General features: G+C 58.7%; 29 protein-coding genes and 2 pseudogenes. 21 read left to right on the top strand and 10 right to left on the bottom strand.

The features are described 5' to 3' along the window. The 7 genes and pseudogenes from M5C56_RS31180 to M5C56_RS31150 all read left to right on the top strand — a co-directional run. Positions 1 to 103 (top strand): annotated as a pseudogene (locus M5C56_RS31180) (electron transfer flavoprotein subunit alpha/FixB family protein); the annotation flags it as partial. 25 nt (positions 104 to 128) lie between these two features. Then, positions 129 to 971 carry a MaoC family dehydratase N-terminal domain-containing protein gene (locus M5C56_RS31175; protein ID WP_103498187.1) on the top strand — a complete coding sequence of 281 codons (843 nt, stop codon included), beginning with the start codon at positions 129 to 131 and terminating at the stop codon, positions 969 to 971. Further along, positions 968 to 1,783: a CoA ester lyase gene (locus tag M5C56_RS31170; RefSeq protein WP_103498186.1), complete on the top strand. Its 816-nt coding sequence runs from the start codon at positions 968 to 970 to the stop codon at positions 1,781 to 1,783. The genes M5C56_RS31175 and M5C56_RS31170 overlap by 4 nt, the downstream gene beginning before the upstream one ends. Positions 1,784 to 1,906: 123 nt before the next feature. Next, complete coding sequence (locus tag M5C56_RS31165) at positions 1,907 to 2,728, top strand: transporter substrate-binding domain-containing protein (RefSeq protein WP_103498185.1); 822 nt, start codon at positions 1,907 to 1,909, stop codon at positions 2,726 to 2,728. Continuing rightward, on the top strand, positions 2,725 to 3,570 hold the full coding sequence (locus M5C56_RS31160) for an amino acid ABC transporter permease (RefSeq protein WP_103498184.1): 846 nt from the start codon (positions 2,725 to 2,727) through the stop codon (positions 3,568 to 3,570). Before M5C56_RS31165 ends, M5C56_RS31160 begins: the two co-directional genes overlap by 4 nt. Before the next feature lie 34 nt (positions 3,571 to 3,604). Next, positions 3,605 to 4,987, top strand: coding sequence for an LLM class flavin-dependent oxidoreductase (locus M5C56_RS31155; protein WP_103498183.1), 1,383 nt, complete (start codon positions 3,605 to 3,607; stop codon positions 4,985 to 4,987). A gap of 20 nt (positions 4,988 to 5,007) precedes the next feature. Further along, complete coding sequence (locus M5C56_RS31150) at positions 5,008 to 5,340, top strand: TfoX/Sxy family protein (protein ID WP_103498182.1); 333 nt, start codon at positions 5,008 to 5,010, stop codon at positions 5,338 to 5,340. A gap of 258 nt (positions 5,341 to 5,598) precedes the next feature. Here M5C56_RS31150 and M5C56_RS31145 read toward each other — a convergent pair. Continuing rightward, positions 5,599 to 5,726, bottom strand: a pseudogene (locus tag M5C56_RS31145) (IS630 family transposase); the annotation flags it as partial. 11 nt (positions 5,727 to 5,737) lie between these two features. Next, on the bottom strand, positions 5,738 to 6,346 hold the full coding sequence (locus M5C56_RS31140; protein ID WP_103498181.1) for a TetR/AcrR family transcriptional regulator: 609 nt from the start codon (positions 6,344 to 6,346) through the stop codon (positions 5,738 to 5,740). Positions 6,347 to 6,440: 94 nt separating this feature from the next. Here M5C56_RS31140 and M5C56_RS31135 point away from each other — a divergent pair, with 94 nt between their 5' ends. Then, positions 6,441 to 7,322 (top strand): SDR family oxidoreductase, encoded by an 882-nt coding sequence (locus tag M5C56_RS31135; protein WP_103498180.1) that lies wholly within the window; start codon positions 6,441 to 6,443, stop codon positions 7,320 to 7,322. Between the two features lie 397 nt (positions 7,323 to 7,719). Here the strand turns inward: M5C56_RS31135 and M5C56_RS31130 are convergent, their stop codons facing one another. The 4 genes from M5C56_RS31130 to M5C56_RS31115 form a co-directional block, all read right to left on the bottom strand. Continuing rightward, the gene (locus M5C56_RS31130; RefSeq protein WP_103498179.1) at positions 7,720 to 8,268 is read right to left on the bottom strand and encodes a cupin domain-containing protein; all 549 of its coding nucleotides are present in this window, start codon (positions 8,266 to 8,268) and stop codon (positions 7,720 to 7,722) included. A gap of 181 nt (positions 8,269 to 8,449) precedes the next feature. Continuing rightward, positions 8,450 to 9,598 carry an HD-GYP domain-containing protein gene (locus tag M5C56_RS31125; RefSeq protein ID WP_103498178.1) on the bottom strand — a complete coding sequence of 383 codons (1,149 nt, stop codon included), beginning with the start codon at positions 9,596 to 9,598 and terminating at the stop codon, positions 8,450 to 8,452. 223 nt (positions 9,599 to 9,821) lie between these two features. Continuing rightward, positions 9,822 to 10,511 carry a 2,3-bisphosphoglycerate-dependent phosphoglycerate mutase gene (locus M5C56_RS31120; protein ID WP_103498177.1) on the bottom strand — a complete coding sequence of 230 codons (690 nt, stop codon included), beginning with the start codon at positions 10,509 to 10,511 and terminating at the stop codon, positions 9,822 to 9,824. Further along, positions 10,508 to 10,648, bottom strand: a complete 141-nt coding sequence (locus M5C56_RS31115; RefSeq protein WP_247263478.1) for a hypothetical protein — start codon at positions 10,646 to 10,648, stop codon at positions 10,508 to 10,510. The genes M5C56_RS31120 and M5C56_RS31115 overlap by 4 nt, the downstream gene beginning before the upstream one ends. A gap of 315 nt (positions 10,649 to 10,963) precedes the next feature. Here M5C56_RS31115 and M5C56_RS31110 point away from each other — a divergent pair, with 315 nt between their 5' ends. From M5C56_RS31110 to M5C56_RS31065, 10 genes are all read left to right on the top strand, one after another. Beyond that, positions 10,964 to 11,611 (top strand): BON domain-containing protein, encoded by a 648-nt coding sequence (locus M5C56_RS31110; RefSeq protein WP_103498175.1) that lies wholly within the window; start codon positions 10,964 to 10,966, stop codon positions 11,609 to 11,611. A 114-nt stretch (positions 11,612 to 11,725) separates the two neighbouring features. Continuing rightward, a complete protein-coding gene (gene atpD / locus M5C56_RS31105; RefSeq protein WP_103498188.1) occupies positions 11,726 to 13,153 on the top strand; it encodes a F0F1 ATP synthase subunit beta in 1,428 nt (475 codons plus the stop codon). Next, positions 13,128 to 13,532, top strand: coding sequence for a F0F1 ATP synthase subunit epsilon (locus tag M5C56_RS31100; protein ID WP_103498174.1), 405 nt, complete (start codon positions 13,128 to 13,130; stop codon positions 13,530 to 13,532). Before atpD ends, M5C56_RS31100 begins: the two co-directional genes overlap by 26 nt. Beyond that, entirely contained in the window at positions 13,525 to 13,860 is a 336-nt protein-coding gene (locus tag M5C56_RS31095) for an AtpZ/AtpI family protein (protein ID WP_103498173.1), read from the top strand. Before M5C56_RS31100 ends, M5C56_RS31095 begins: the two co-directional genes overlap by 8 nt. After that, positions 13,853 to 14,149: an ATP synthase subunit I gene (locus M5C56_RS31090; protein WP_103498172.1), complete on the top strand. Its 297-nt coding sequence runs from the start codon at positions 13,853 to 13,855 to the stop codon at positions 14,147 to 14,149. Before M5C56_RS31095 ends, M5C56_RS31090 begins: the two co-directional genes overlap by 8 nt. Beyond that, positions 14,139 to 14,840, top strand: coding sequence for a F0F1 ATP synthase subunit A (locus tag M5C56_RS31085; RefSeq protein WP_103498171.1), 702 nt, complete (start codon positions 14,139 to 14,141; stop codon positions 14,838 to 14,840). Before M5C56_RS31090 ends, M5C56_RS31085 begins: the two co-directional genes overlap by 11 nt. A 19-nt stretch (positions 14,841 to 14,859) precedes the next feature. Continuing rightward, positions 14,860 to 15,141: a F0F1 ATP synthase subunit C gene (locus M5C56_RS31080; RefSeq protein WP_100943204.1), complete on the top strand. Its 282-nt coding sequence runs from the start codon at positions 14,860 to 14,862 to the stop codon at positions 15,139 to 15,141. Between the two features lie 3 nt (positions 15,142 to 15,144). Next, positions 15,145 to 15,948: a F0F1 ATP synthase subunit B gene (locus tag M5C56_RS31075; RefSeq protein WP_103498170.1), complete on the top strand. Its 804-nt coding sequence runs from the start codon at positions 15,145 to 15,147 to the stop codon at positions 15,946 to 15,948. Beyond that, complete coding sequence (locus M5C56_RS31070; RefSeq protein ID WP_103498169.1) at positions 15,938 to 17,485, top strand: alternate F1F0 ATPase, F1 subunit alpha; 1,548 nt, start codon at positions 15,938 to 15,940, stop codon at positions 17,483 to 17,485. The genes M5C56_RS31075 and M5C56_RS31070 overlap by 11 nt, the downstream gene beginning before the upstream one ends. Then, positions 17,482 to 18,360, top strand: coding sequence for a F0F1 ATP synthase subunit gamma (locus tag M5C56_RS31065; protein WP_103498168.1), 879 nt, complete (start codon positions 17,482 to 17,484; stop codon positions 18,358 to 18,360). Before M5C56_RS31070 ends, M5C56_RS31065 begins: the two co-directional genes overlap by 4 nt. Before the next feature lie 7 nt (positions 18,361 to 18,367). Here M5C56_RS31065 and glgP read toward each other — a convergent pair whose 3' ends face one another. The 3 genes from glgP to M5C56_RS31050 form a co-directional block, all read right to left on the bottom strand. Further along, positions 18,368 to 20,869 carry an alpha-glucan family phosphorylase gene (gene glgP / locus M5C56_RS31060; RefSeq protein ID WP_103498167.1) on the bottom strand — a complete coding sequence of 834 codons (2,502 nt, stop codon included), beginning with the start codon at positions 20,867 to 20,869 and terminating at the stop codon, positions 18,368 to 18,370. A gap of 168 nt (positions 20,870 to 21,037) precedes the next feature. Continuing rightward, positions 21,038 to 21,982 carry a DUF808 domain-containing protein gene (locus M5C56_RS31055; protein WP_348648057.1) on the bottom strand — a complete coding sequence of 315 codons (945 nt, stop codon included), beginning with the start codon at positions 21,980 to 21,982 and terminating at the stop codon, positions 21,038 to 21,040. A gap of 110 nt (positions 21,983 to 22,092) precedes the next feature. Next, positions 22,093 to 22,701: a LysE family translocator gene (locus M5C56_RS31050; protein WP_103498165.1), complete on the bottom strand. Its 609-nt coding sequence runs from the start codon at positions 22,699 to 22,701 to the stop codon at positions 22,093 to 22,095. A 93-nt stretch (positions 22,702 to 22,794) separates the two neighbouring features. Here M5C56_RS31050 and M5C56_RS31045 point away from each other — a divergent pair, with 93 nt between their 5' ends. The 3 genes from M5C56_RS31045 (at position 22,795) to M5C56_RS31035 (ending at position 25,270) form a co-directional block, all read left to right on the top strand. Beyond that, a complete protein-coding gene (locus tag M5C56_RS31045) occupies positions 22,795 to 23,256 on the top strand; it encodes an Lrp/AsnC family transcriptional regulator (protein WP_103498164.1) in 462 nt (153 codons plus the stop codon). 34 nt (positions 23,257 to 23,290) lie between these two features. After that, positions 23,291 to 24,427 (top strand): acyltransferase, encoded by a 1,137-nt coding sequence (locus tag M5C56_RS31040; protein ID WP_103498163.1) that lies wholly within the window; start codon positions 23,291 to 23,293, stop codon positions 24,425 to 24,427. Between the two features lie 495 nt (positions 24,428 to 24,922). Then, the gene (locus tag M5C56_RS31035) at positions 24,923 to 25,270 is read left to right on the top strand and encodes a hypothetical protein (RefSeq protein ID WP_247263477.1); all 348 of its coding nucleotides are present in this window, start codon (positions 24,923 to 24,925) and stop codon (positions 25,268 to 25,270) included. 233 nt (positions 25,271 to 25,503) lie between these two features. Here M5C56_RS31035 and M5C56_RS31030 read toward each other — a convergent pair whose 3' ends face one another. Next, a complete protein-coding gene (locus M5C56_RS31030; protein ID WP_247263476.1) occupies positions 25,504 to 25,863 on the bottom strand; it encodes a hypothetical protein in 360 nt (119 codons plus the stop codon). Between the last annotated feature and the right edge of the window lie 205 nt (positions 25,864 to 26,068).

Raw genomic sequence — 26,068 nt, 5'->3', positions numbered from 1 at the left:
TGCGATCAACAAGGACGAAGACGCACCGATCTTCCAGGTCGCCGATTACGGTCTGGTGGCGGACTTGTTCGAAGCTATCCCCGAAATGGCCGCCCTGGCCTGATCAGCGACCGACAGGAGCAATGTGAATGAGCAATGTCGATTTTTCAGCCTGGATCGGCCGTCGTCAGGAAAGCCAGGATCGGATCAGCTTCAACCTGGTAAAACGCATAGCCGCGACTTTGGGCGAGGAGCCCCCCCTGCCGGGTGAACCGTTGCCGCCCTTGTGGCACTGGGCGTTCTTCCAGGAACCAGTTGTCGCAGGCGAACTGGGTCCTGACGGCCATCCAGCGCTCGGTGGTTTCCTGCCTCCGGCTCATAACCGTAATCGCATGTGGGCGGGTAGCCGACTGGAGTTTTACCAGCCATTACTGGTAGAGGCCAAGGTGTCTTGCATCTCGACCATCACCCATGTTGAAGAAAAACACGGGCGTACCGGTTCCTTGCTGTTTGTCACCGTACGCCATGAGTATTTCCAGGACGGCCAGCGTGCCCTGCAGGATGAGCAGGACATCGTCTACCGGGAGCCCTCGCCACCCAAGTTCAGCGGCGCCGAAGCGCTGCCCGAAGGGCAGTGGCAGGAACCGGTCGAGCCCTCCCCGACCTTGCTGTTCCGCTACTCCGCGGTCACCTTCAATGGCCACCGCATTCACTATGACTGGCCTTACGTCACAGAGACTGAAGGTTATCCGGGCCTGGTGGTGCACGGCCCGTTGATCGCTACCCTGAACTTGCAGGCCTTTACCAAGGCGCACCCGACCGCACACCTGAAGCGCTTCAGTTTCAGAGGTGTACGCCCCCTCATTTCACCGCAACCTTTTGAGGTGGGCGGACGATTGCTCGACAGCGGCAAGGCGCAAGTCTGGGCAGGCAATCAGGACGGCACCGCACAGATCGGAGAAATCGAGTTCAGCGAGGGAGAGGCACCATGAGTACGTCAATTGTCCGCTCCGCCCTGTTTGTTCCGGCCACGCGACCAGAGCGCATCCCAAAAGCCATCGCCAGCGGCGCTGACCGGGTCATTGTCGACTTGGAGGATGCCGTGCAGGAAACCCTCAAGGAGCAGGCCAGAGACAACCTGGAGCGTTTTCTGAGCGACAGCCCCGAAGTACGGATTCTGGTTCGTGTGAATGCCCCGGGGCACTGGGCGCATGCTGCGGATCTGGACCTGTGCCGACGCCATGCGGGTGTGATCGGTATCTTGCTGCCCAAAGCCGAAAGCGCGGCGCAAGTGCTCACTGCGGGCCAGACCGGCAAACCGATCTGGCCGATCATCGAGAGTGCCAGGGGCTTGGTTGCTCTCAGCTCCATTGCCAGCGTCCAAGGCGTTGAGCGCTTGTCGTTTGGCAGCCTCGATCTGGGACTGGACCTGAGTTTGACCACTGGCAGCCGTGCCGCAGAAGAAATCCTTGGCCAGGCCCGCTATGCCGTATTGCTGAACACTCGAGTGGCTGGACTCTCCCCGGCACTGGACGGCGTATTTCCGTCCATCCAGGACAGCGCAGGCCTGCACACCGCCGTCCAACTTGCCCGTGACATGGGCTTTGGTGGTGCGCTGTGTATCCATCCGACCCAGGTGACCATCATCCATCAGGCGCTGAAACCCAGTCGTGAGGAATTGGTTTGGGCACAACGCATCCTCGAGGCCGCCGGCTCAGGTGAAGGCGTCTTCGTACTGGATGAGCAAATGATCGATGCGCCGGTCATGGGCCGCGCGCAATCCATTCTGGCCCGCGCGACCTGATTCCACAGAGCCCCACGATATAGCCCAATGCAAGATTAATATTCCATTTAAATATTACAAATAGGTTTTATAGTGCGTTTAAATCTATTCAGTCTTTTTAAACAACTGCCTGAGTAATCGCCTTTGAAAAAAACAGTCCTTCTACCGCTGGGTCTCGCTCTGCTTGCGAACTGCTCACTGGCACTGGCCGGCTCCACCCTTGATCGAGTGACAAAAAAAGGTGAGCTCGTCGGTGTCTTGATGGAAAGCTACCCGCCCTTCTCCTTTCTCAACGATCAAAACCAGCTGGATGGTTTTGACGTCGATGTCGCCAAGGCCGTGGCACAGCGTCTTGGAGTGAAGCTGCATCTGGAAACCCCTTCATGGGATGTGATCGCGGCAGGCCACTGGAGCGGACGCTATGACATATGCGTCTGCTCGATGACCCCGAGCAAGGCACGCGCTGAAGTGTTTGATTTCCCGGTGGAGTATTACCAGTCGCCGGCGGTCATTGTGGTGAACGCAAAGAACAATGACATCGCCTCGGGCAAGGACCTCTCGGGCAAGAAAGTCGGCGTGATCAGCGCCTCGACCTACGAGGCCTACCTGAACAAGGATCTGGTGATCGAGGGTGCCGAGGACAAACCCCTGAAGTACCCATTCGATCAGGTCCAGGTCGCGCCCTACGACAATGAAACGGTGGCCTTCCAGGACCTCGCCCTGGGGACCGGCGTGCGTCTTGACGCCATGGTCACCAACCTCATCACCGCCCGCGAACGGATTGCCCAGGACCCTCGTTTCAAGATTGCCGGTGACACCTTGTATGCGGAACCCAACGTCGTGGCCGTCGAAAAAGGCGATGCGCAATGGAATGCCAAGGTCACTCAGATCGTTGCCCAGCTTAAAGCCGACGGGACACTCAGCAAGATTTCGCAGAAGTGGATCGGTACCGATATCAGCCAATGACAGCCTTTGAGCCAACCCCCACGCCCGTGACTTCGGCAACCGACAGCAAGCCGCGCCGCTGGCACCCTCTATTGAGTTTCCGGGCCCGGCTGTATCTGACCTGGGCGGTCATGCTCGGACTGTGCGTGCTGTTTTTCATGAGCTTCGATCTGAAGTTCTCGATCATTCTGGATAAATGGCCGAACCTGGTCGGCCTGCGCCTGGGACCGAACGGCTTTCTGCAGGGGGCGGCACTGACGTTGTTCCTGTGCTTCTGTTCGATCTGGCTGTCGCTGCTGCTGGGCTTCGTGACGGCCTTGGCACGCTTGTCATCCAGCGCGGTAGCCTTCGGCGTGGCCAGTTTCTACGCCTCGTTTTTCCGCGGTACGCCCCTGCTGATCCAGATACTGCTGATCTACCTGGGCCTGCCGCAACTGGGTGTGGTGCCCGGGGCGATCAGCGCGGGCATCATTGCGCTTTCGCTGAACTACGGCGCCTACCTCAGCGAGATCTTTCGCGCGGGCATCATGGCCGTGGCACCCGGTCAGCGGGAAGCGGCAGCCGCCCTCGGCCTGCGCCCCACGGCGACCTTCCTGCACATCGTCCTGCCGCAAGCGATGCGCACGATCATTCCGCCGACCACCAGCCAGTTCATTTCCATGCTCAAGGACTCCTCGCTGATCTCGGTCATGGGCGTCTGGGAAGTGATGTTCCTGGCGCAGTCGTATGGCCGCTCCTCCTATCGCTATATCGAAATGCTCACCACCGCCGCAGTCATCTATTGGCTGCTCTCCATCGGCCTGGAGCTGATACAGGTACGCCTAGAGCGCCATTACGGCAAAGGGTTCAAGAACCAGCGGTGAGTCCACCCCTTCAACGACTTTTTCAGGAACGAAGATGTCCGATCCAAAACCTCTATTGTTTGCCCTCTACGAACAAGCCAGTGTCGGCTGCGGCGGTGCGCCAAGTCTCTGGACGCACCCGGCCGACGAACGCCTGGCCATCAACTCCCTGGGCTACTGGACAAACCTGGCGCGCATTGCCGACCAGGCCAACCTCGACATGCTGTTCTTCGGCGACGTGCTGGGCTTCTACGACGTCTTTGGCGGCAACGCCGATGCCGCGATGAAATGGGCCGTGGAGGCGCCGGCCAACGATCCGCTGATGATCATTCCGGCCCTGGCAGCGGTCACCGAGCATCTGGCCTTCGGTGTCACGGTCACCACCAGCTACGAACACCCCTTCACCCATGCCCGGCGCTTCAGCACCCTGGATCACCTGACCAACGGCCGTGTGGGCTGGAACATCGTGACCTCCTATCTCTCCAGTGCCGCGCGTAATTTCGGCCTGGAACAGATGATCAAACACGATGACCGCTATGAACGCGCCGAAGAGTTTCTCGATGTGGCGTACAAACTCTGGGAAGGCAGTTGGGCCGACGATGCCGTGGTGGCCGACAAGGCTCGCCAAGTGTATGCACGGGGTGACCGGGTACGGCCGATCAATCACGTGGGCGAGCATTATCGAGTGGCCGGACCGCATCTGACCTCGCCGTCGCCACAGCGCACACCGCTGCTGATCCAGGCCGGCTGGTCGGGTCGGGGTCGTGAATTCGCGGCCAAGCATGCCGAGCTGATTTTCATCGCCAAATCCAACCCCCATGAAATTCGTCAGGGGCTGGAAGACATCTGGGCCAAGGCCCAGGCACGCGGCCGTAAGCGTGAGGATGTGAAGTCCCTGACCGTGCTGCGGATTGTCACCGCCAAAAGCGAGATTGAAGCCCAGCGCAAATATGATGTTTTGCAAAGCAACTACCATCTTCAGGCGCAACTGGTCAGCTATGCCGGCGACACCGGTATCGATATCAGCCGCTATGCCGACAGTGATGCACTGTCGACCCATACCGAAGGCTTGACGTCCTACGTCATGCACCCCGATGGCAGTGGCAAACCTTTGACGGCAGGCGACGTAAAACAGCGCTTTGCCAAGGTCACCCGCGGCAGCGACCTGATCCTGGTCGGCACCCCGCAACAGGTCGTCGACCGGATCGAGGAGCATGCACGTATCTCCGGCACCAGCGGCTACATGATCAATCCGTTGATCAGTCCCGGCTCGCTTGAAGACTTCGTGGAGTTGATCATTCCTGAATTGCAAAAGCGCGGCCTCTACAGAACCCAGCCCCATAGCGGAACCTTCCGGTCCAGGCTGAGGGAAGATGGCAGCAACCATTTACCCGACTCGGCCTACGGAGCATCATTTCGTTTCGGCAGGAAGCTCTAGGGCATAGGAAGGTACGACTCATGGCTCGCGACCCCGGACTCGAAGAACTGATGCGTGACCAACTTTCCATCGTGGAAGGATTGTCGGAAAAAGCCATGTTTGGGGGGCTGGCCTGGTTGATGAACGGCCATTTGTTGTGCGCCGCGCGGAATGACGGCGCGCTGATCCGGCTGGGCAAGGATTACGACCGAGAGGTACTGGCTATCAGCGGCATCACCCCGATGATCTCAAGAGGACGCATCATGGAGGGTTGGCTGCGCGTTGAATCGGAAACCTTCGCTGACGACTTGCTGGCACAGAAGCTTTTGGCAGAGGCTGTCGCGTTTGTCCGAATCCTTCCTCGGAAGAAATAAGCGTCCCGACCCACCACGCAAAGCAAGGACGGCTAAATTCGATCGATGCCCCATGCTCCTGCGCAGCGCGCTTGCGCAGTACCAGGCGCGTCGGCATAAGAAGGCTCAGAGACCTTACTGGTTGTCCTGGCGAAACGGTTCCTCAACACTCGCCACTGGAACCTGAAATGCCAAAGCTTGGAGCCATGGGTGGGCACCACGAGCGAAAGACCTCGGCCATCACACAGGCAGTAGCTACATTTTTGAGGTCTGGCCTGCCGAACGAGAACAACCTTGAGCGGTTAGCAAAATCATCCGCGCCCGACGAACGTCGCGCGGACTGATCTTATGCGCCGACTCAGTTCAATTTGTTCGTCTTCCCTGAGCACGATGCCCTGAGAGCTCATGTGATCACTAGTCATCCCAACATCGAAAAAGCGACTACTAGTATTTTCTTTACAATTTGTGGATCCTCACCACGAGAGATCTGTGACGAAGCATTACTTAACTGTGCATCGATATAGGCAGATGCAAACTCTGATGACATGTCTGCAGAAAACTCACATTTGGCCTTTGAACGTTCCACCCATTTCCAGTAAGCAGTTGATGCTTGCGCCTGAATGAAATCAATTTGTGCTCGTGCTGCTTCACCCAAGTGCGTGCGTGATTCGCGCATTTTTATCAAAAGGCATCCCTTTGGGATCTCCTGACTATCACTAACCGAGGTGGCAAATGACACTAAGTTGTCAAGCGCCTCTCGAAACGGCATTTCTGTATTTAACATCTGCAGCACAGGATCCAGCACCTGCTCCTGATATTTAAGAATAACAGCTTTCATCAAGCCATCTTCATTCCAAAATTCACGATAAAGACCTGGCTTCGATATATCACATCTTCTGCAAATTTCATTAAGGGATAAGTTGCCTATGCCCTCTTTCCAATAGGCATCCATTGCCACATCCAAAACGTGATCACGGTCCAGGGTCTTAGGTCGTCCCCTTGAAGGCTTTGTTGGATTTGAGCTCATTTCGTACCACCTGGTATTTTAACTTGACATGCGATGCCCTGCCACCTTATTGTACCAGTCGGTATTTAATTGACAAGCCACCAGGAAAGAAAATATGAGTGACGCACAAAAAAACGTAATCATCACAGGTAGCAGCAGTGGATTTGGCCTAAAAGCAGTGAAAGATTTTGCAGATAAGGGCTACCGAGTGTTCGCCACCATGCGTGGCACAGAAGGCAAGAACGCCGCAGTCAAGACCGAGCTGGAAGCGTATAGCAAGCTCATCCATGTTGTAGATATGGATGTCACCAGCGACGAATCCGTCAAAACAGCCATTGAAAGTTTGCTGGCTAAAGCGGGCAAGATTGATATTTTGATTAACAATGCAGGCGTAATGTACCTTGGCATTACGGAGGCATTTAGTATTGCCCAAGCCAGGGAACAGATGGAAACCAACTACTATGGCGCTATGCGCATTATACAGGCTGTCTTGCCCGCTATGCGGGAAGCCAAGTCCGGTCTGATCATTAACACCTCATCAATGGTCGGCCAGATTTCGGCGCCGTATTTCTCTACATACGCCGCCACCAAGCATGCTTTGGAAGGCTACGTCCAAGGCTTACGTTACGAAGTGGCGCCCTTCGGCATTGATATTGCCATCGTGCAACCAGGCCCGTTCCCTACAGGTCTAAGTGCAGGAGGGCAAGAGCCTTCCCGTATTGACGTGCTGGACAGCTATGGTGAATTAGCAAAGATACCTGCCGCTATGTTCGCAGAGTTCGCGAAATTTATGCAGTCTGACCAAGCACCAGACCCACAGTTGGTCGTAGATACTTATTTAGCGCTAGCAGAAATGCCTGCTGGCAAACGCCCTACACGCACAGCGGTCGGCATGGTTTGGGGTGTTGATGAAATTAACGCTGCCAAGCAACCCATTCAAGACCGTGTTTTAAAAGAAATGCAACTAGAAAATATTTTAGGCGGTGCTGACGTCTAATCTCCAGTATCAGGGCAAGCTGTTTCTTGCCCTGTATCAGCCATATTACAATCGCATTCTTCCTCGGGAGGCGTTCAGTAGCAGTTCTAAGGCAAGATGACTCGGCAATGGCAAACCTATAGAGAGCTCGTAAAGAGCAAGGTTGGACAAGGTCGCTGGCATCCATTTCGCCTTATGGGATTAGCCGTTCAGCCATAAGACAGACCTAGAACCGAGTCCGTGGTCAAACCCGCGACCACAGACTCGTTGTCAGATTGCGGCCCTCTGCACGCACCTCTCCGCGATTGGTTTGCCAGATCCCTCACGGGCAAATGCGGAGAAAAAGCGCAGGTCTTCCCAATCAAGCAAATTGAACCCCAGGCAGAGGCATGGGGGGACCGACGCACGAGGATAGCGATCAAAAGTTCGCCGGTGTGTTGGCGCTGATGATCTCGGCTTCATCCTGGCCGATATTGCGAAAGCTATGGGGGAGCGTCGTCGGAAAGTAATACCCGTCCCCGGCCGTCAGTACGCTGATCTTGCCGTCCACCGTCAGCTCAATCGTGCCGCGCGTGACCAACCCGCACTCCTCGCCGATGGCATGCACGATCGGCTCTGCCCCTGAGCCTGCCCCCGGGGCGTACTGCTCGCGCAACATGCGCATTTGCCGGCCAGGCACCTGGGCACCGACCAGCAACAGCCTGAGTCCATCACGGCCCAGATCAGGTTGTTCGTTGGCGCGGAAGATATAGCGCTGCTCCTCCACGGGCTGATCGAAAGAGAAGAAGTCCGCCAAGGTCATGGGAAACCCCTCGAGGAGTTTTTTCAGCGAACTGACCGAGGGGCTCACGCGATTTAATTCGATCAACGAAATCGTTCCATTGGCCAGGCCACTGCGCCTGGCCAGCTCCCGCTGGGATATCTTGTAACTTTCTCGTACAAGCTTGAGTCGTGAACCGGTATCCATGACAGCCCTATTCAGAACCTGAGGGTTGCGAGGGGCGGCCTGCTGGTGTCGTACGAAAATATTTCCGCGCCCCCAAATTGTCGCCTGATTAGACCATGTTTGCAGGCGCGGAACCTAGCCGCCCGAGTCATGTCATGGTTCGACGAGCGGCATGCGCAGACGCTACAGCCCGGCGCTTTCGTCAGGATTGTTGGGGTTTGCTCTCTTCCTGCCACAATAAGTCGGTGTCTTTGAACCTGTAGCGCTGGACAGGCACACGCGTACAGATCCGGTCCTTCTGCAACGGATCACTCAGGTCCACGAGTTTGGGTGTTATATGGACATTCAAGACCGGCACATAGAACAGCTTCACCTTGGGGGTCAAGAGCGAATGACTGTTCTGTTCAACAACGACGCCAATGCGGCCACTTTTCAGTTGAACAAGCGACCCCACGGGATAAATACCCACGCACTTCAAGAAAGCTCGAAATACTTCATCGTCAAAGTGCCCTTCCCACGATGACATTTTCTGGACCGCAACGGCTGGATCCCAGCCCTCGTTATAAGCACGATCGGAGGTGATTGCGTCATAGACATCACAAACAGCGGCCATCCGGGAAAAGAGGCTAATCTGCTCACCGGCCAATTGATGCGGGTAGCCCTGGCCATCGAATCTTTCGTGATGGTGCAGGCATACATCCACAACCATTTCGCACACCTGCGAGGTGGCCGACAGTGTTTTTTCTCCTTCCAGAGGGTGGGTACGAACCAACTGCAATTCCTCGTCGGTCAATCGCCCGGGTTTGTTGAGGACGGCGCCAGGGATAGCCATTTTTCCAATATCGTGCAACAGGCCGGCGAGCCCCACTCTGCGGATCAATGCTTCAGGCAGGCCCAGTTGATTGCCCAAGGCGATCATCAGGGCGCAGACGGCAACCGAATGCATATAGGTGTAATCATCGAGACTTTTCAGACGAGCCAGGCTGATAAACGCGTCGGGGTGGCGTGAAATCGAACTGGAAATGTCATCGACAAGTGCACCGATGCTTTCCAGTTCCAGGGCACGGCCCATGCGCGCGTGCCTGAACATCTCAACCACGGCGGCGCGGGATTTTGCGCAGAGGCTCCTGGCGGCAACCAGCTCGTCGTTCATCGCTATTCGCGGGGGCTGCGGGGAACTGGAAGCGTCATGGGGAGAGGCTGAGGCTGATAAAACGCTGCTGTCTGGCGTTTCACTGGCGCACCCCATCACGCAATCAACTTCCAACTCGGAGTGAGTGGGTCGATCCCTCCAAAAAGGCCTTGCCTCGCTGTCGGGCGCCGCCTGACAGAACTCATGACATTTCAACATGACCTGCCCTCGTTGAATTTTATTCTATGGCACTTCTAACAGTGTCAAAGCCGGGGTAGGTCATGCCTTTTCGCCCACCGCCGCTCTCTCGGTCGGGGCATCTCCTTGTCGGCGTACCGACATCTCGACTGCCTGGGAAAGATACTGGCCCAACAATGGCACCCTCACCATCGGTGAATCCCTATTCCGGGATAGGAACAACGGAAACAGGGTAGGAAAATCCCTACACCACCGTGAAAATCCGCTTATCGACAAGCTGTAAATCATTATCGAATGTATACAGATGGGGGACACCGGTCGCCAACTCGTAGTCGATTATCTGTTCCGGCGTCATTTTCTCGATGTGCATGATGATGGAACGCAGGGAGTTTCCGTGGGCGGCGATCAACACGCTCTCACCGTTCTGCAGATGCGGGACAATTCGCGCCTGATAGTAAGGCAGGGTTCTGGCCGCGGTCATTTGCAGACTCTCGCCATTGGGAGGCGGAATATCGTAGCTGCGGCGCCACAGGTGCACCTGTTCCGCGCCGTAATGCTGGCTGGCCCAGTCTTTTTGCAGGCCTTGCAGATCGCCGTAGTAACGCTCGTTGAGCTTTTCCGAGACGTGGATTTTCAGTTCGTTCGCATCGCCGTCGGTCGGCATGAAATGCTCATACCACTCACTGCTCTGTTCATGCACCCGCACATATTGATCGCAATGGCGATTCTGCCTGAGGATCTCATACAGGCTGTCCTGTGCCCGCAACAGGGTGGAGGTAAAGGCCACATCAAAATGCTCCTCCCTCAGCAACGCCCCCGCCCGTTGCGCCTCAAGCACGCCCTGCTGGCTGAGCGAAACATCCACCCAACCGGTAAACCGGTCTTGCAGGTTCCAGATCGACTGGCCATGCCTGACCAGGAACAACCGGCTCACAATGCTTGCCTTTGCGATTTGCCCACATAGGCCCCGATGCCCGCGTCGATGGCGACCAGTGCCGTGTCAGCTTGCTCGATCAGGGGCTGATCGAGCACCGCCTGATGGCCCGTGCCCTGCCCCGTAAACGTTGGCATGTTCATCTCAATGTCTCTCCACTTGATGGAGTCCGGCTGTATCAACCCCACCCGTGATCATGGACTCCAGATTGAGAAGATAGCCTAGCAGCACGTACAGGATACCCCCGCGTCGATGCCAAATTACTGAAGTGTTGTGCTGCCAATCTATTGATCCGCAAACGCGGCGACACCACGCACGCGCAAGACACGACATCGGGATCGACCTCAACAAGGCATTGTTGATTTAGCTCAATGATTTTCCGGGGCTCAGGCGTAGAAGAGATTGACGGGTTCTCGTGACCCTCCCCCGTGCATCAGCCAGAGGACACCCTCATGAGCGATTTGAGTCTGCGCAATACCATAATGGAAGAGCTTGAGTTCCACCCCGAAATCGACGCCGCCAATATTGGCGTGGCGGTGGACAACGGTGTTGTCACGCTCTCCGGTCATGTCAAAAGCTACGCTCAGAAAGTCAGCGCCGAACAGACGGTCAAAAGCGTCAGGGGCGTTCGCGCGGTGGCGGAAGAAATACAGGTAAGGCTGGCCAAAGGCGCCGGCATGGACGACGACACCATCGCCAACCGCGCCTTGAATATCATCACCTGGAGCTCCGATATTGCCGAAGACGCCGTCAAGGTCATTGTGCAGAAAGGCTGGATCACCCTGGAAGGCGAAGTGGACTGGCAGTATCAGAAAGAAACCGCTGAACGGGCCGTGCGCAAGCTGTCCGGTGTGCTGGGTGTGAACAACCAGATCACCCTGCGCGCGCGGGTGGACGTCGTCGATATCCAGCAACGCATCGAAGAAGCCCTCAAGCGCAATGCCGAGCTCGATGCCAAGGGCATTCACGTCGAGGTCGATGGCGATGTCGTGAAGCTCGAAGGCAAGGTTCATCTATGGCGTGAACGCCAGTTGGCCGCCCGGGCAGCCTGGTCGGTGCCAGGCGTGAGAAAAGTACAGGATCACTTGCTGATTGCCTGATTCAATCGCCCGGAGGACAGCCATGCCGGATGCAGTCGTTCACTTGAGCCGTGTCAGCATCGAGTTCAGCCAGGAATGTGGCGTCCCGGTGGTTGGATGCTTATGGGCAACCCCATGAACAACATGGCCGGCGTCGCGAACATGGGGGTCATCGTGTCAGTACGGGGCAGCGTCGTCGATATTCACTTCGAGTCCCTGCTTCCGCCGATACACTCGCTGTTGCATGCCGGAGTGGACGGCAAGGTTTTTATTGAAGTCTTTGCCCAGCTCGATGCACAACGGGTGCGTGGCATCGCCCTGACCCCCACCCAGGGACTCGCCCGGGGTATGCCGGTCGCGGATAGTGGCGGGCCGCTATTGGCCCCCATTGGCAAGGAAATCCTGTCACGGATGTTCGATGTCTTCGGCAACGCCATCGACCGGCTGCCGGCACCCGAGGTGGATTGGCGCAGCGTGCATTGCCCACCGCCTCCGCTCGCGCACCGTACGACCCAATCCGAAGTGTTCGAGACCGGCGTGAAAATCATTGACGTCCTGATGCCACTGGAACGCGGCGGCAAGGCCGGGTTGTTTGGCGGTGCGGGAGTCGGCAAGACAGTGCTGCTGACCGAGATGATCCACAATATGGTCGGCCAGCACGAAGGGGTCAGCATCTTCTGTGGCATTGGCGAGCGCTGTCGCGAGGGCGAAGAGCTTTATCGCGACATGAAGTCGGCCGGCGTGCTCGACAACATGGTGATGGTGTTCGGCCAGATGAACGAGCCACCGGGTGCCCGCTTCCGGGTCGGCCATGTGGCGCTGACCATGGCCGAGTATTTCCGCGACGATGAACACCGTGACGTGCTGTTGCTGGTCGACAACATCTTCCGCTTCATTCAAGCCGGCATGGAAATCTCCGGGCTGATGGGGCAGATGCCTGCCCGCCTGGGCTATCAGCCGACCCTGGGGACCGAGCTGGCCCAACTGCAAGACCGTATCGCCAATACCGACTCCGGTGCCATCACCTCGATCCAGGCGGTGTACGTCCCGGCGGACGACTTCACCGATCCGGCCGCGATGCACACCTTCTCGCACCTGTCGGCGTCCATCGTGCTTTCGCGCAAACGGGCCAGCGAGGGGCTCTATCCCGCCATAGATCCACTGCAGTCAAACTCGAAGATGGCGACGCCCGGGGTTATCGGCACGCGACATTACACACTGGCCCAGGAGATCCGCCGTACGCTGGCGCAATACGCCGATCTCAAGGACATCATCGCCATGCTCGGCCTCGAACAATTGTCGAGCGAAGACCGCAATGTGGTGGCGCGTGCACGCCGGCTGGAGCGTTTTCTCACCCAGCCGTTTTTCACCACGGAACAGTTCACCGGCATGCAGGGCAAACTGGTCAGCCTCAAGGACGCCCTTGACGGCTGCGAGCGTATCCTGCGGGATGAGTTCAAGGATGTGCCGGAGGCGGCGCTGTACATGATTGGCCGCATCGACGAAGCCATGGACAAGCACGTCCCGGAGGTGGGAAATGCCGTCAACCCGCATGCATCTTAAGATTCTGCTGCCCTTCAAGGTCTTCGCCGAGGAGCACGAGGTCCTGCGCATCGTTGCTGAATCACTCAGTGGCGCCTTTGGCCTGCTGCCCAACCGGCTCGACTGCGCCGCGGCCCTGGTGCCGGGCATCCTGACCTATGAAACGAGGGAGGGAGGCGAAGTCTGCCTGGCGGTCGACGAAGGCGTGCTGGTTAAAACCGGTGGCGAAGTCCTGGTGTGCGTGCGCGATGCGATCGGCAATATGGACCTTGCGCAGCTGCGCCAGGTGATCGAACGGGAGTTCCTCAGCCGGCACGAGCAAGAGCAAAGCGTTCGTTCGGCCTTGGCTAAACTGGAAAGCAGCTTCATTCGCCGCTTCGCCGCACTGCATCATGAGTGACGACGAGAAAAAGCCGACACCCGGCGAAAAGGCCTTCAGCCAGCAAGTCGGCAGCAAGGCGGCCCGCAAACTCAAGGCTCAACGCCATAGGACGCGGACCGTCTGGTCAGGCCTGGGGATGATGGGGCTGATCGGCTGGTCGGTGGTGATTCCCACCCTGCTCGGCGCGGCCGCCGGCCTGTGGCTGGATGGGCGCTACCCGGGCGGGCGCTCGTGGACGCTGGCACTCATGGCCGCCGGCCTGGTGCTGGGCTGTTTCAATGCCTGGCATTGGGTCGCCAAGGAAGAGCGCGAAATACACGAACAGGAGACCGATGACGATGAATGAACTAAGCCTCCTGGCGCCCCTGCTGGCCGGTGTGGTGCTGGGTGTCGTGTTTTTTGGCGGCCTGTGGTGGACGGTTCGGCGGGCGATGGCGTCGCCGTGGGTCGGGCTGTGGTTTTTTGCCAGCCTGCTGGTGCGTACAACCATCGTGCTGGTGGGCCTCTACCTGGCCTGCGGCGACACCTGGCAGCGCTGGCTGGCCGCCTTGTCCGGCTTTGTCGTGGCACGCCTGCTCATTATGCGGCTCTCGCGCCCGGCAGTGGTGAACCTGGAGGGTGACCATGCACCTTAGTCCGGACGACATCGTGCTGTGGCAATACGGCCTGTTCAAGATCAACGCGACCATCGCCTTCACCTGGGGCCTGATGCTGGTGCTGACACTGGGTTCCCATCTGATCACCCGACGTCTGGCGACAGGGCTGGAGCGCAGCCGCTGGCAGAACCTGCTGGAAATTGTCGTGACCGGCATCGTCACGCAGATCGGCGAAGTCGGCCTGGTCCAGCCGCGCAAATACCTGGGGTTTCTCGGCACCCTGTTCCTTTTCGTGGGAACGGCCAGCCTCTTCACCATCGTGCCCGGCTACGAGCCACCGACCGGCTCCCTGTCGACCACCGCGGCACTGGCTATTTGCGTGTTTATCGCCGTGCCGTTGTTCGGTATCGCCGAAAGCGGCCTGGCTGAATACCTGAACGCCTACCTGAAACCGACGGTGATCATGCTGCCGTTCAATATCGTCAGCGAATTGTCGCGCACCCTGGCACTGGCGGCCCGGCTGTTCGGCAACATGATGAGCGGCACAATGATCCTGGCCATCCTGCTGACCATCACCCCCTTCATCTTTCCCGTGCTCCTGAGTGCCCTGGGACTCTTGACCGGCATGGTCCAGGCCTACATTTTCAGCATCCTGGCGGCGGTCTACATCGCCGCGGCAACCCGCTCGCGCAAATCACCCAGAACCCCTGAACCTGCCTCAACCACATGACCCCCCGGAAGGCGTGACCATGGACAGCATGACAATTATCGCAGTGGCCTCGATCATTACCTCGGGCCTGACCATCGCCATCGGCAGTATCGGCCCGGCGCTCGGCGAAGGTCGCGCGGTGGCCACCGCGCTCAGCGCCCTGGCGCAACAACCCGACGCATCGGCCACCATTACCCGCACCCTGTTTGTCGGCCTGGCGATGGTCGAATCGGTGGCCATCTATTGCTTCGTCGTCTCGATGATCCTGATTTTCGCCAATCCATTCTGGAGCCACGCCATCGCCCAGGTCGCTGGAAAGTAGATCATGCTTATCGACTGGTTCACTGTCGGCGCACAGATCCTCAACTTCCTGATTCTGGTCTGGTTGCTCAAGCGCTTTCTCTATCGTCCGATACTCAACGCCATCGACGCCCGTGAACAGCGTATCGCCAGGGAACTGGCGGACGCCGATGCGAAAAAAGCCGAGGCCGGACAGGAGCGTGAAGCATTCCAGCGCAAGAACGCCGACTTCGACAGGGAACGCGCGGCATTGCTCAGCCAGGCAACCGACGCGGCGAACAGCGAGCGCCAGCGTCTGCTGGATGCCGCACGCCAGGAAGCCATCAACCTGGGCGCCCGGCAACAGGACAGCCTGCGCAGTGAGGCCCAGGCCCTGCACCAGGCACTCTTTCGCCGTACGCAACAGGAGGTCTTCAGCATTGCGCGCAAGGCATTGAGCGATTTGGCCGGCGTGACGCTGGAAGAGCAAATGGTCGCCACTTTCATAGAGCGCCTGCGGACCCTGGGTTCAGATGAAAAGCAAAAGCTGGCCGGCGCCCTGCGGAACAAGGCCCTGCCGATAGTCGTGCGTAGCACCTTCGAGCTATCGGCGACGCATCGCGCCAGCCTCGAAGCGGAACTCCAGGCACTGCTCGGAAGCGCCACCCAGGCCCGTTTCGAAACGGCTCCGGAGCTGGTCAGCGGCATCGAGCTGTGCACCGACGGACAAAAGGTGGCGTGGAGCATCGCGCACTACCTGACGGAGTTGGAAAGCAGCGTCGGCGATCTGCTGGCGGTCAATACCCCGGCCAAGGTTCTCTCCGACAAGGAAGCCCCCCATGCCCGATGAACGGCTGGAGAATGTCCTGGAGCAGACCTTTGCCCACATACGGGAAGCGACCGAGGCGTTTGTGCCGCCGCTGGCCCCCCGAGAGATCGGGCAGGTGCGTAGCGTCGCTCCGGGGATCGCCAAGGTGAGCGGCCTGCCCGGTGTCGGTTTCGAGGAGGTGCTGATATTTCCGCACGGGATCAAGGGCATCGCCTTCAATATCGACGAAGATGAAATCGGCGTGGTCCTGCTCGGCGACTACTGGGAGCTGCAGGCCGGCGACCCGGTCGAGCGTGGCGGGCATGTCGTCGATGTGCCGGTCGGGGAGGCACTGCTGGGACGTACCATCGATCCGACAGGACGCCCCCTGGATGACCTCGCGCCGCTACCGCCAGGACCGCGCCTGCCGCTGGAACGACCGGCCGCGCCGATCATGGACCGGGCTCCGGTCAGCGTGCCGCTGCAAACCGGCATCAAAGTGATCGATGCGCTGATTCCGGTCGGGCGTGGGCAACGGGAACTGATTCTCGGCGATCGGCAGACCGGCAAGACGACCATTGCGCTCGATACCATCATCAATCAGCGCGACAAGAACGTCATTTGTGTCTATTGCGCCATTGGCCAACGTGCTTCCGGCGTCGCCAAACTTATCGACACGCTACGGGAAAAGGGCGCCCTGCCCTACACCGTGGTGATCGTCAGCGAGGGCAACAACGCCCCCGGGCTGGCCTATATCGCCCCCTACGCCGCAACCAGCATTGCCGAGTACTTCATGGAACAGGGCCGCGACGTGCTGGTGGTCTACGACGACCTGACCCAGCACGCGCAAGCCTATCGGGAGCTGTCACTGCTGCTGCGCCGGCCCCCTGGGCGTGAAGCCTTTCCTGGCGATATTTTCTATATCCATTCGCGTCTGCTCGAACGCAGCACCCATCTGCGTCCGGAACTCGGCGGGGGTTCGCTGACCGCCTTGCCGATCATCGAAACCGCCGCCCAGGACATTTCCGCTTATATTCCGACCAATCTGATTTCCATCACCGACGGCCAGATCTATCTGTCGCCGACACTGTTTGAACTCGGGGTACTGCCGGCGGTGGACGTCGGCAAGTCGGTTTCACGGGTCGGTGGCAAGGCGCAAAGCGCGGCCTACCGGGCCGTCGCCGGCGACCTGAAACTGGCCTACGCCCAGTTCGAGGAACTCGAGACCTTCGCCCGCTTTGGCGCCCGCCTCGATGAGGCCACCCGCAAGCTGATCGAGCATGGCCGGCGTATTCGCGCCTGCCTCAAGCAGCAGGAGTTCTCCCCCCTGTCGACCTCCGTGCAAATCACCGTTTTACTGGCCTTGACCGCGGGACTGTTCGATCCGGTACCGCTGACCCGGATGGCGGATGCCGAGCAGGCCGTCCGGGCCGCAGCCGCCACGCTTCCCGCCGCGCTCAGCGCGAGCCTGGCAGGCACCGATAAACTGAGCGATGCCGACAAACAGCTGATGACCGAACTCGCCAGGCAGGCCGTGGCGCAATTCCTGGCGACGCCCGATAACCCGGTGTCGTCATGAGCGACACCGGCGCCAGCCTGCGGCGCAAGATCGCCAGTGCCGGCGATCTCGAATCCGTGGTGCGCACGATGAAAGCGATGGCGGCGTCGAACATCAGTCAATATGAGAACGCCGTGCGCTCGCTGGAGGACTATGACCGAACGGTGCAACTCGGCCTGCTGGCCTGTTTCCGCCAGCGCCAATCCGGCGCTTTGGGCCGGCGCAAACAGCAGGACCCGGGGACGGTCTGCGCGGTGGTGTTCGGCTCCGATCAGGGACTGGTCGGCCAGTTCAACGATGCGCTCGCCGAGTTTGTGCTTGAAACACTGGATCCACTGCCAAACAGAAAAATGCTCTGGGTGGTGGGCGAGCGTATCCAATCACGCCTTGCCGACAGTCCATTGAACACTTCCAGCCGCTTTATCCTGCCGAACGCTATCGTCGAGATCACACCCCTGGTCAGCCAGATTCTGCTTGAGCTTGAAAGCCAGCGTGAACGGGGCGAAATCGGCCAGGTCTACCTTTTTCACAACAGGCCAAAACCTGGGGCACTCTACGAATCGGTCAGCCAGCGCATGCTGCCATTGGACGATGCCTGGCAACGCCAGCTGGCCAGCAGGCCCTGGCCCACCAATAACCTTCCCGAAGTACAGCAAAACGGCGAGCAGGTTTCGCTCGCGTTTATTCGCGAGTATCTGTTTGTCTCGCTGTTCCGTAGCTGCGCGGAGTCATTGGCCAGCGAAAATGCCAGCCGTCTGGCGGCCATGCAGCGGGCGGAGAAAAACATCGGCGAACTGCTGAAAACCCTGGGGGACGATTTTCACCGACTGCGCCAGGACAGCATCGACGAAGAGCTGTTCGATGTGGTCTCCGGCTTCGAGGCCTATGACCACTGACCGGGCCTCAACGCTGCCAGGCGATCAGCGCATTTTCCGCCGGCAGAAAGGCCTCCGGGTGCCAGGCGCGAACCCGTGGGGTGTAATCCTCCAGGGGTCGCGTGACAGCCATCGAGAGGGAAAAGATATAACCGTGGACGGCGCCGGGAATCGGGCCGCTGGCGGTCATCGGCAGGCACAGCGCCGGGGACTCGTCGCGCAAGGCGGCACAGAGCTCCACCCTTACCCATTCCGGGGCGATCTCCCCCAGATAGACAGGCACGCTGATATGTAGCTGATCGCCGTCGCGATGTGCATCGAGCGTACCAAAATGTATGTTGTCCCACCCCGCGCTCAGCGCCTTCTGCCACGCCTGAAGCCCACGGGCGAGCCCGGCCTGGTCCTCGCGGCGGCGTCGGAACGCCTGAATCGCCGGTTGGTAAAAACGCTCCAGGTATTCGAGCAGCATGCGGTTACTGCTGAATTGCGGCCCCAGTTGCGACATGCTGGCCCGCATGCGTTGCACCCAGGCACGGGGAATGCCCTGGGTGTCGCGGGTGTAGAAGGACGGCACGACTGCGTCCTCGAGCAAGCGGTACAGGCACTCGGCATCGACCACATCGTCGCTGGGCCCGTCAGTGCCGATGGCCCAGCCGCAATCGGGCTGGTAGGCCTCCGCCCACCAGCCGTCGCGTTCGGACAGGTTCAATCCGCCATTGACCAACACCTTCATGCCGCTGGTACCGCAGGCTTCCCAGGGGCGTCGTGGTGTATTGATCCAGACATCGACGCCCTGTACCAGATGCTGGGCCAGTTCGAGGTCGTAATCCTCCAGGAACACCACGTGCCGGCGCAGACCAGGACGATGAACGAAGTCCATCCAGGCCTGGATCAATTGCTTGCCCTGCTCATCATCGGGATGGGCCTTACCCGCGATGATCAGCTGGACCGGACGCTGCTCATCGGTGAGCAGACGCGTCAGGCGATCCGGGTCATGCAGCAGCAGATTCGGGCGCTTGTAGTCGGTAAAGCGCCGGGCGAAACCGAGCGTGAGGCAATTGGGATCGAGCACCTGCGCGGCCTCTTCAATCTGCTGCACGGACTCGCCACGCTGCCCAAGATGCCAGGCCAGACGCTGACGCGCGTACTTCACCAGATCAAGGCGTTGCTCGCCGGCCATGGTCCACAGGGCCTGGTCGTCGCTGTCGGAAAGCGGCCCGGGGAGCGACTCCACGCTACCGAGCCAACGCTCCTTGCCGCAGCAGGTGGTCCACAGGTGATCGGACCAGACCGAGTCCCAGGAAGGCACATGGACGCCGTTGGTCACATGCCCCACGGGTACTTCCTGAAACGGCCAGCGTGGATACAGATCGCCGAACAGACGACGGCTGACCTCACCATGCAGGCGACTCACCCCATTGCACTGGGCACAGCCACGCAAGGCGAGAAAAGCCATGTTGAACGGCTCGTCGTCATCCAGCGGATCACGCCGACCCAATGCCAGCAGTTCGCGCAATGAAAGATCACAGTCTTCGAGGTAGGGACGCGCGTACTTGCCGATCAGCGCGGCGGGGAAGACATCAAAACCCGCCGCCACCGGCGTATGCGTGGTGAAGACATTCCCGGCACGCGTCGCCCACCAGGCTTCCCGGAACGAAACGCCCATCTTGTGCATGAAGCAGCGGGCCCGCTCCAGCACCAGCAGTGCGGCATGCCCCTCGTTCAGGTGGCACACGTCCACGTCGATCCCCAGGGCTTCGAGTACCGTCCAGCCGCCGATGCCGAGCACCACTTCCTGGAGCAAGCGCATTTGCGAACCGCCGCCGTACAATTTGGAGGTGATCCCGCGGTCGCCGGCGCCATTGAGCAGATCGTTACTGTCCAGCAGATACAGGCGCGTACGTCCGACGATGGCCTGCCACACCCGCAAATGCAACGTGCGCCCCGGAAGTTGCAGCGCGACTTTCAGCCAGGCGCCGTCGCTGCCAATAGCCGGCTGGATCGGCAGGCTGGTCGGGTCGTTGTAGGGATAGGCCTCATGCTGTCGACCGGCCGAGTCGATGCTTTGCCGGAAATAACCTTCCTGGTAGAGCAAGCCCACTCCGACTACCGGGGCGCCCAGGTCGCTGGCTGTCTTGAGATAATCCCCGGCCAGCACACCGAGTCCGCCGGCGTAGAGTGGAAAGGCCTCGCTCAGGCCAAACTCCATGCTGAAGTATGCGATCCGCGCCGAATCGGCGGGCGCCGACTGCTGTGCATACCAGCCCGGCTCACCGAGATAACGCCGGTGCTCTTCGATGGCCTGTGTGAGTGTCTGCGAGAACGAGGTATCCCGACAGAGCGCCTCAAAACGCTGCGGCGACGCGTTCTGCAGAATCATCCAGGGGTTATGGGTACGCTCCCATAGCATTGGATCGATCGCTTCCCAGAGACCGTCGAGTGCGTGATTCCAGGTCCAGCGCAGGTTGAGCGCAAGCTCGGTCAATATGAAGAGTTGCTCCGGCAACTCCCGTGGCGAGAACGCGTACACATCGACACCTCAATGCAATAGTCGTTGCCAGGCACTGATGGAGTGCAAGCACGAGCGCACACTATCGGAGTCGGAGGACTTTCCGGCTTGATCTACATCAAGTCGAATGGATCCCATGAGCGGCTCGAGGGTTTGAGCCGCCCTGCACGTCACCTGAGGGTCAAGGGCCTACCCTAGTACCCGATGACTCAGCCGTCTTGCCGTCCAGGCCACTGCGACTGCAATGGCCCCGGCGATCAGTCCCACGGTGGCCTGGATCAAATAGTTCTCCAACCAATGCTTGATGGCCGGCTTGACGATCCATTCAGGTCCACCGTGGACCGCTTCCGCAATGAACGCCCCTCCGACAAAAAACATGGCGATGGTGCCCACCCACGACAGCAGTTTCATCAGCTTGGGCGCGGCCGATATCAGCCAGCCGCCCATCCGGCGAAGCATTGCCGAGAAATGACCGGGGTGGGTGATCTTGCGCAGCCGCAGTCCGAGGTCATCCAGCCGAACGATGCCAGCCACCAACCCGTACACACCAAACGTCACCAGCAAGGAGATCAACACAAGTGTTATCAACTGCTGCACGAAAGGCGCCTCAGCCACGACATTGAGGGTGATCACCACGATCTCGGCGCTCAGGACAAAGTCGGTCACGATGGCGCCTTTCACCTTCTTCGCCTCGTAGACCTTTGCCTCGGCTTCATTGAGCCTCTTTACCTTTCGTGCTTCATCCTGGCCGCCATGGGGACTCAACTTCTCGATAAGCGACTCGATACCTTCATAGCAGAGGTAGATCCCGCCAATCACCAGCAACCAATGGACCAGCGCAGGGGCCAGGTAATTGAGCCCCAGCGCCAGTGGGACAAGAATCGCCTTGTTGACCAGGGAGCCCTTGCACACGGCCCAGACCACTGGCAGCTCACGATCCGCCTTGAGCTCAACCACCTTCTCCGCGTTCACCGCCAGATCATCCGTCAGGACACTGGCGGTTTTCTTCACGGCGACCTTGCTCATCACCGATATGTCGTCCAACAAGGTTGCGATGTCATCGAACAACGCGAAAAAACTGCTACCTGCCATGGTTTCAACTCCTGAACCTAACCTGCCTGGACGGCGGGCCAAGTATAAGGTTCAGGGGCGTGATGAAGCGCTCTTTCTTAAATAGCGCTACAGGAAACGGAATCCGACTGCTGAGAAGCGCGCGCCATCACCTTGATCGACGCTCCAGGCAATCAATGGGTTAGACGCACAATGGCTGGCAGGGTAGCGCCTAACAAGACAAGCGCCATGACGATATTGAAGACCAACGCCACATTCGCTCGCATCAGGAAACGTCGAAATACCACCCCACCCACCGCCCAGATCCCGACACAGGGAGTAGACACGACCGCCAGCAGCGCAGCGGTCATGAACACGTTCACAAGATGGTTCTCGAGGGGAATATAGGTGGCTGCCGCGCTGATCGATATGGCCCACGCCTTGGGATTGATCCACTGGAAAACCACCCCGCCGAAAAACCCCATGGGCGAGCGCTCCTCATCGCCGATCACCAACGGACCGCTGGAGGCAATCTTCCACGCGAGCCATAAGATGTAGGTCGCCCCCACGATGCTCAACGCGGTGTGAAACCCCGGAATGGCCTCGAACACCGCTCCGAGGCCCAGGCCCAATATCACCATCTGGAGCGCCACACCCGCCACGATGCCCCACACGAGGGGCATCGTGCGCCAGACCCCTACCCGGGCACCCGATACTAGGACCATCGCATTATTCGGGCCCGGCGTGCCTGTCATCACGATGGCGAAAAGCAGAAAGGGGAAAAGAAACGCCATATCGCTCATATATTCATCTGTTGTATCAAGCCCATGAAGCGGAATATTCTATTGCTTAAATCACAGAATTTTCTTGTGAACTCACGAGCAAAAATCAGATCCATGCAACAAACAACAGCTTTAGACCGAATTGACGAAAGAATATTGTCCGAGCTTGCCAAGGACGCGCGCCAAACCAATGTGAAACTGGCTGAACGGGTCGGTCTGTCCCCCTCTGCTTGCTTGAGGCGGGTACAGGACCTGGAATCTGCCGGTATCATCACCGGATACCGGGCCGTTATCGATAGATCCCGCCTGGGGGCTGGCTTTGTGGTGTACATCACCGTAGGCCTTTCCAATCACACCAAGGAAAGCCTTCAGGCCTTCGAGCGCGCCATCGCTGGCGCTCCGGAAGTCGTGGAATGCCACACCATCACGGGCGCCATCGAGTACCTGCTGCGCGTAGAGGTTGCGGATATCAAGGCGTACAAGACGTTTCATACCGACGTTCTCGGTACCTTGCCTCATGTATCGTCGATCACCAGCTACATCGTCATGGACTCGTCGAAGAACGAGCGGGCTTAACCCTGGGTAAAATGGACGAACGGATAAGCTGACTATGAGCTTCGGTCTTCGTAATGCCCGGATCGACCTGATCCGGGGCGTCTCGATTTTTCTCGTACTGTTTCATCACTTCAACATCGCGTACCACCTGAACGACACGACCCTGGCCAGTGTATTGGGATGGGATGCCGTCCGCGCTGTCGCACGCAACGGCAACTATGGCGTGACTATGTTCTTCGTCATCTCGGGTTATTTGATTACCTCGAATGCCAATCGTCGCTGGCCCGGGCTCGTCGGCATGAGTGCGTGGGCGTTCTACGGGTTGCGTATCGCACGTATAGTCCCATGCCTTCTGTTGCTGATCCTCACCGTCAATGTGCTTGCGCTGGCAGGTGTGACGATCTTCCAGAACACTCCGTCGACCGCAACGCCCGTCTCGTTCTGGACCGTGAATCTAGCGTCCCTGACCTTCTGGATGAATGTGCTGATCAGCGCCCGAGGATGGGTCAATTATCCTCTCGGTGTGTTGTGGTCCTTGTCGGTCGAGGAAGTGTTCTATCTCTCGTTCCCGATGCTCTGCCTTGTCCTGCGGCGGGAGTCGCTGCTGCTTGCCTTCTGGGGCGTGATCATTATCGTTGGGCCCTTTTACCGCTTCGCTCATCAGGGAAATGAGGAAGGCTTTCTCTATGATTATTTCGCTTGCTTTGACGGCATCGCCATCGGCTGCTGCACGGCACTGCTTGCCAAGCGAATGCCTATGCGCGGTGTTGTAGCGAAGGGCCTGCAGGCGCTTACCCTCGCCGCGATGACATTCCTCTACCTGTATTGGCCGATCGGACAAGCCAACGTGCTTGGCGTGACAGCGATGGCCCTTGGCACCGCAGTGCTGTTGTTGGGTGCGCACCATCGGCCCTCCGTCCTCGTCCGCCAACGCACCCGCCTCCTGGTCGGTCTCGGATGGTTTGGAAGGCTCAGCTACGAGCTCTACCTGTTTCACCTCATCGTGCTCGGCGCAATGAGAACGATGTTCCCGCCTTCCGTCGTTGTGGGGAATGAGAAAATTCTGCTCCTGGCTGTGTTCTTCCTACTGTCCGCCGCACTGAGTGCAGCGGTCGGGCGATTCTATGCAGAACCCTTGAACCGCAGCATCAGGCGATTCGTTGCTCGGCGGACGGTCAACGTCACCGTCTGAAAACGGGCAGTCCGGCTTTTCCGCGCGGCTATCGCAACAGCCTGTAAGCTGCACAGCGCCGCCGATATCACAGTGATCTATGGCACGCTGACGGGTGGCAGTTGGGCACCAAGGGCCCGTAGCGTTCGTGGCCTTTCGTAGAAGCCGGCCATTTCAGCGACTGGAAAGAGATCTCTCTTTCCCTTGAGTGAAATTTCCTAGAAAATCCTGACCGCTTGTTTGAGCCGAATGTCGCGGATAGTCTTGGCCTGTCATCACACAATTGATGATACGGACGTGCAAGTCCGTTCATATCGGTGCTCATGCGCCCTCAAACAAGCTGTGTCGGCAGGTAATCTTATGCCTGCGACTCCTGCTTAATGGTGGCCGTGCGCAGGAGACTTTCGAGTCTGCCGGGGTCCGATATGCCCGGTCTTGCACACCTGCGTATGGCTGCCACCTTTATTCGTGTGCGAGCGAATGGTGGCAACTCCACCTACATATCGGGATTTCGCCATGTTCAAGGTCACCCCCAACCCACCTGTAATACCCAACGTTGAAACCATTGACCCTCGTATCGCCGACCGAGTCTTGTCCCACTACAACCTCGGTCCGGACGCAGGTTCGAAACCGGCCCCAGTCGCCGTGTTGCATGATCATCGGCACGATCCCGGAAGTCATGAAGACGCCCTGGCCAATGTCTACTCGATTCTGCAATCCGCAGCGGCCACGGCCTATGAGCACGCCGACAACCAGACCGGTTCGAACCGCAAGGTCGCGATGGGCGTGGTGCATCTGATTGAGTTGGCACAGCTGAAGATGGACTCGGTGCTGGATGAACAAGTGGTCAGCTTCAGCGGCTGACAGTGCTCTGAGGATGAGCGGAAAGCCTGGCTTCCGCTCATTTGAGTCTGAAGTTCAACAGCCAGTCAGCCCTCCCCTGGCGATTGACTGATACCTGTTCGGACAGGGATAGGAAACCCAAGACAAGGTCCGGTTTAGTTGAACCGCAACATTCCTTGAGTACCCGAGACAGAGACACCTCGGAACGGATCCGCATCGCCACTGACGGAGATGGCGGAACCCGACGATGACATCTATTTATTGCTCTTGCGGCGCAGCAGAGCAAACAAACCGATCAGTTGCATCCCCACCACGACCATGACCACGCTCTTCCCTCCGATGCCGAGGCCAACCACCCAGTCGATAACCAGCAGCAAGAGCGCTACGCACACGGGAAGCATACAAAGGATGTACAACACTCTGATCAGCTTTCGATGACGTCGCACCCATGTGGACGGCCCGTCGGTTTGAGCCATAGAGTCCAGAGGGTCCAGAAACTCCAGAAGAGCAATGAAAAAATCGATCATGATGTGTTCTAGCGCAATGGTTTCGAGAGGAGGTGTGGATTCAATTGAAACGCGCCTTTGTAACGGCTGCGTTTGGATTTTCTGCATTCCAACCCTCATTACTGCCAATGCCCACCCTGGTTCGAAAGCAGCTCTCCATCACCGGTCCCTTTCAACCGGTAGGATCGAACACAAGGACAGTGGCGCTCGCAGCCTCTCACAGAAGTCGGCCATTTCATCCCAGCACGGGAGCCCCGCCAAATCCAAACTTACCGGGGTTCTCACTTATTTCGTGGAGACCGCTCATGGACAA

Origin of the sequence: Pseudomonas sp. MWU13-2862, from assembly GCF_023242495.1 — a bacterium.
Classification (GTDB): domain Bacteria; phylum Pseudomonadota; class Gammaproteobacteria; order Pseudomonadales; family Pseudomonadaceae; genus Aquipseudomonas; species Aquipseudomonas gingeri_D.
This window is presented reverse-complemented; position numbering and strand designations above follow the sequence as displayed.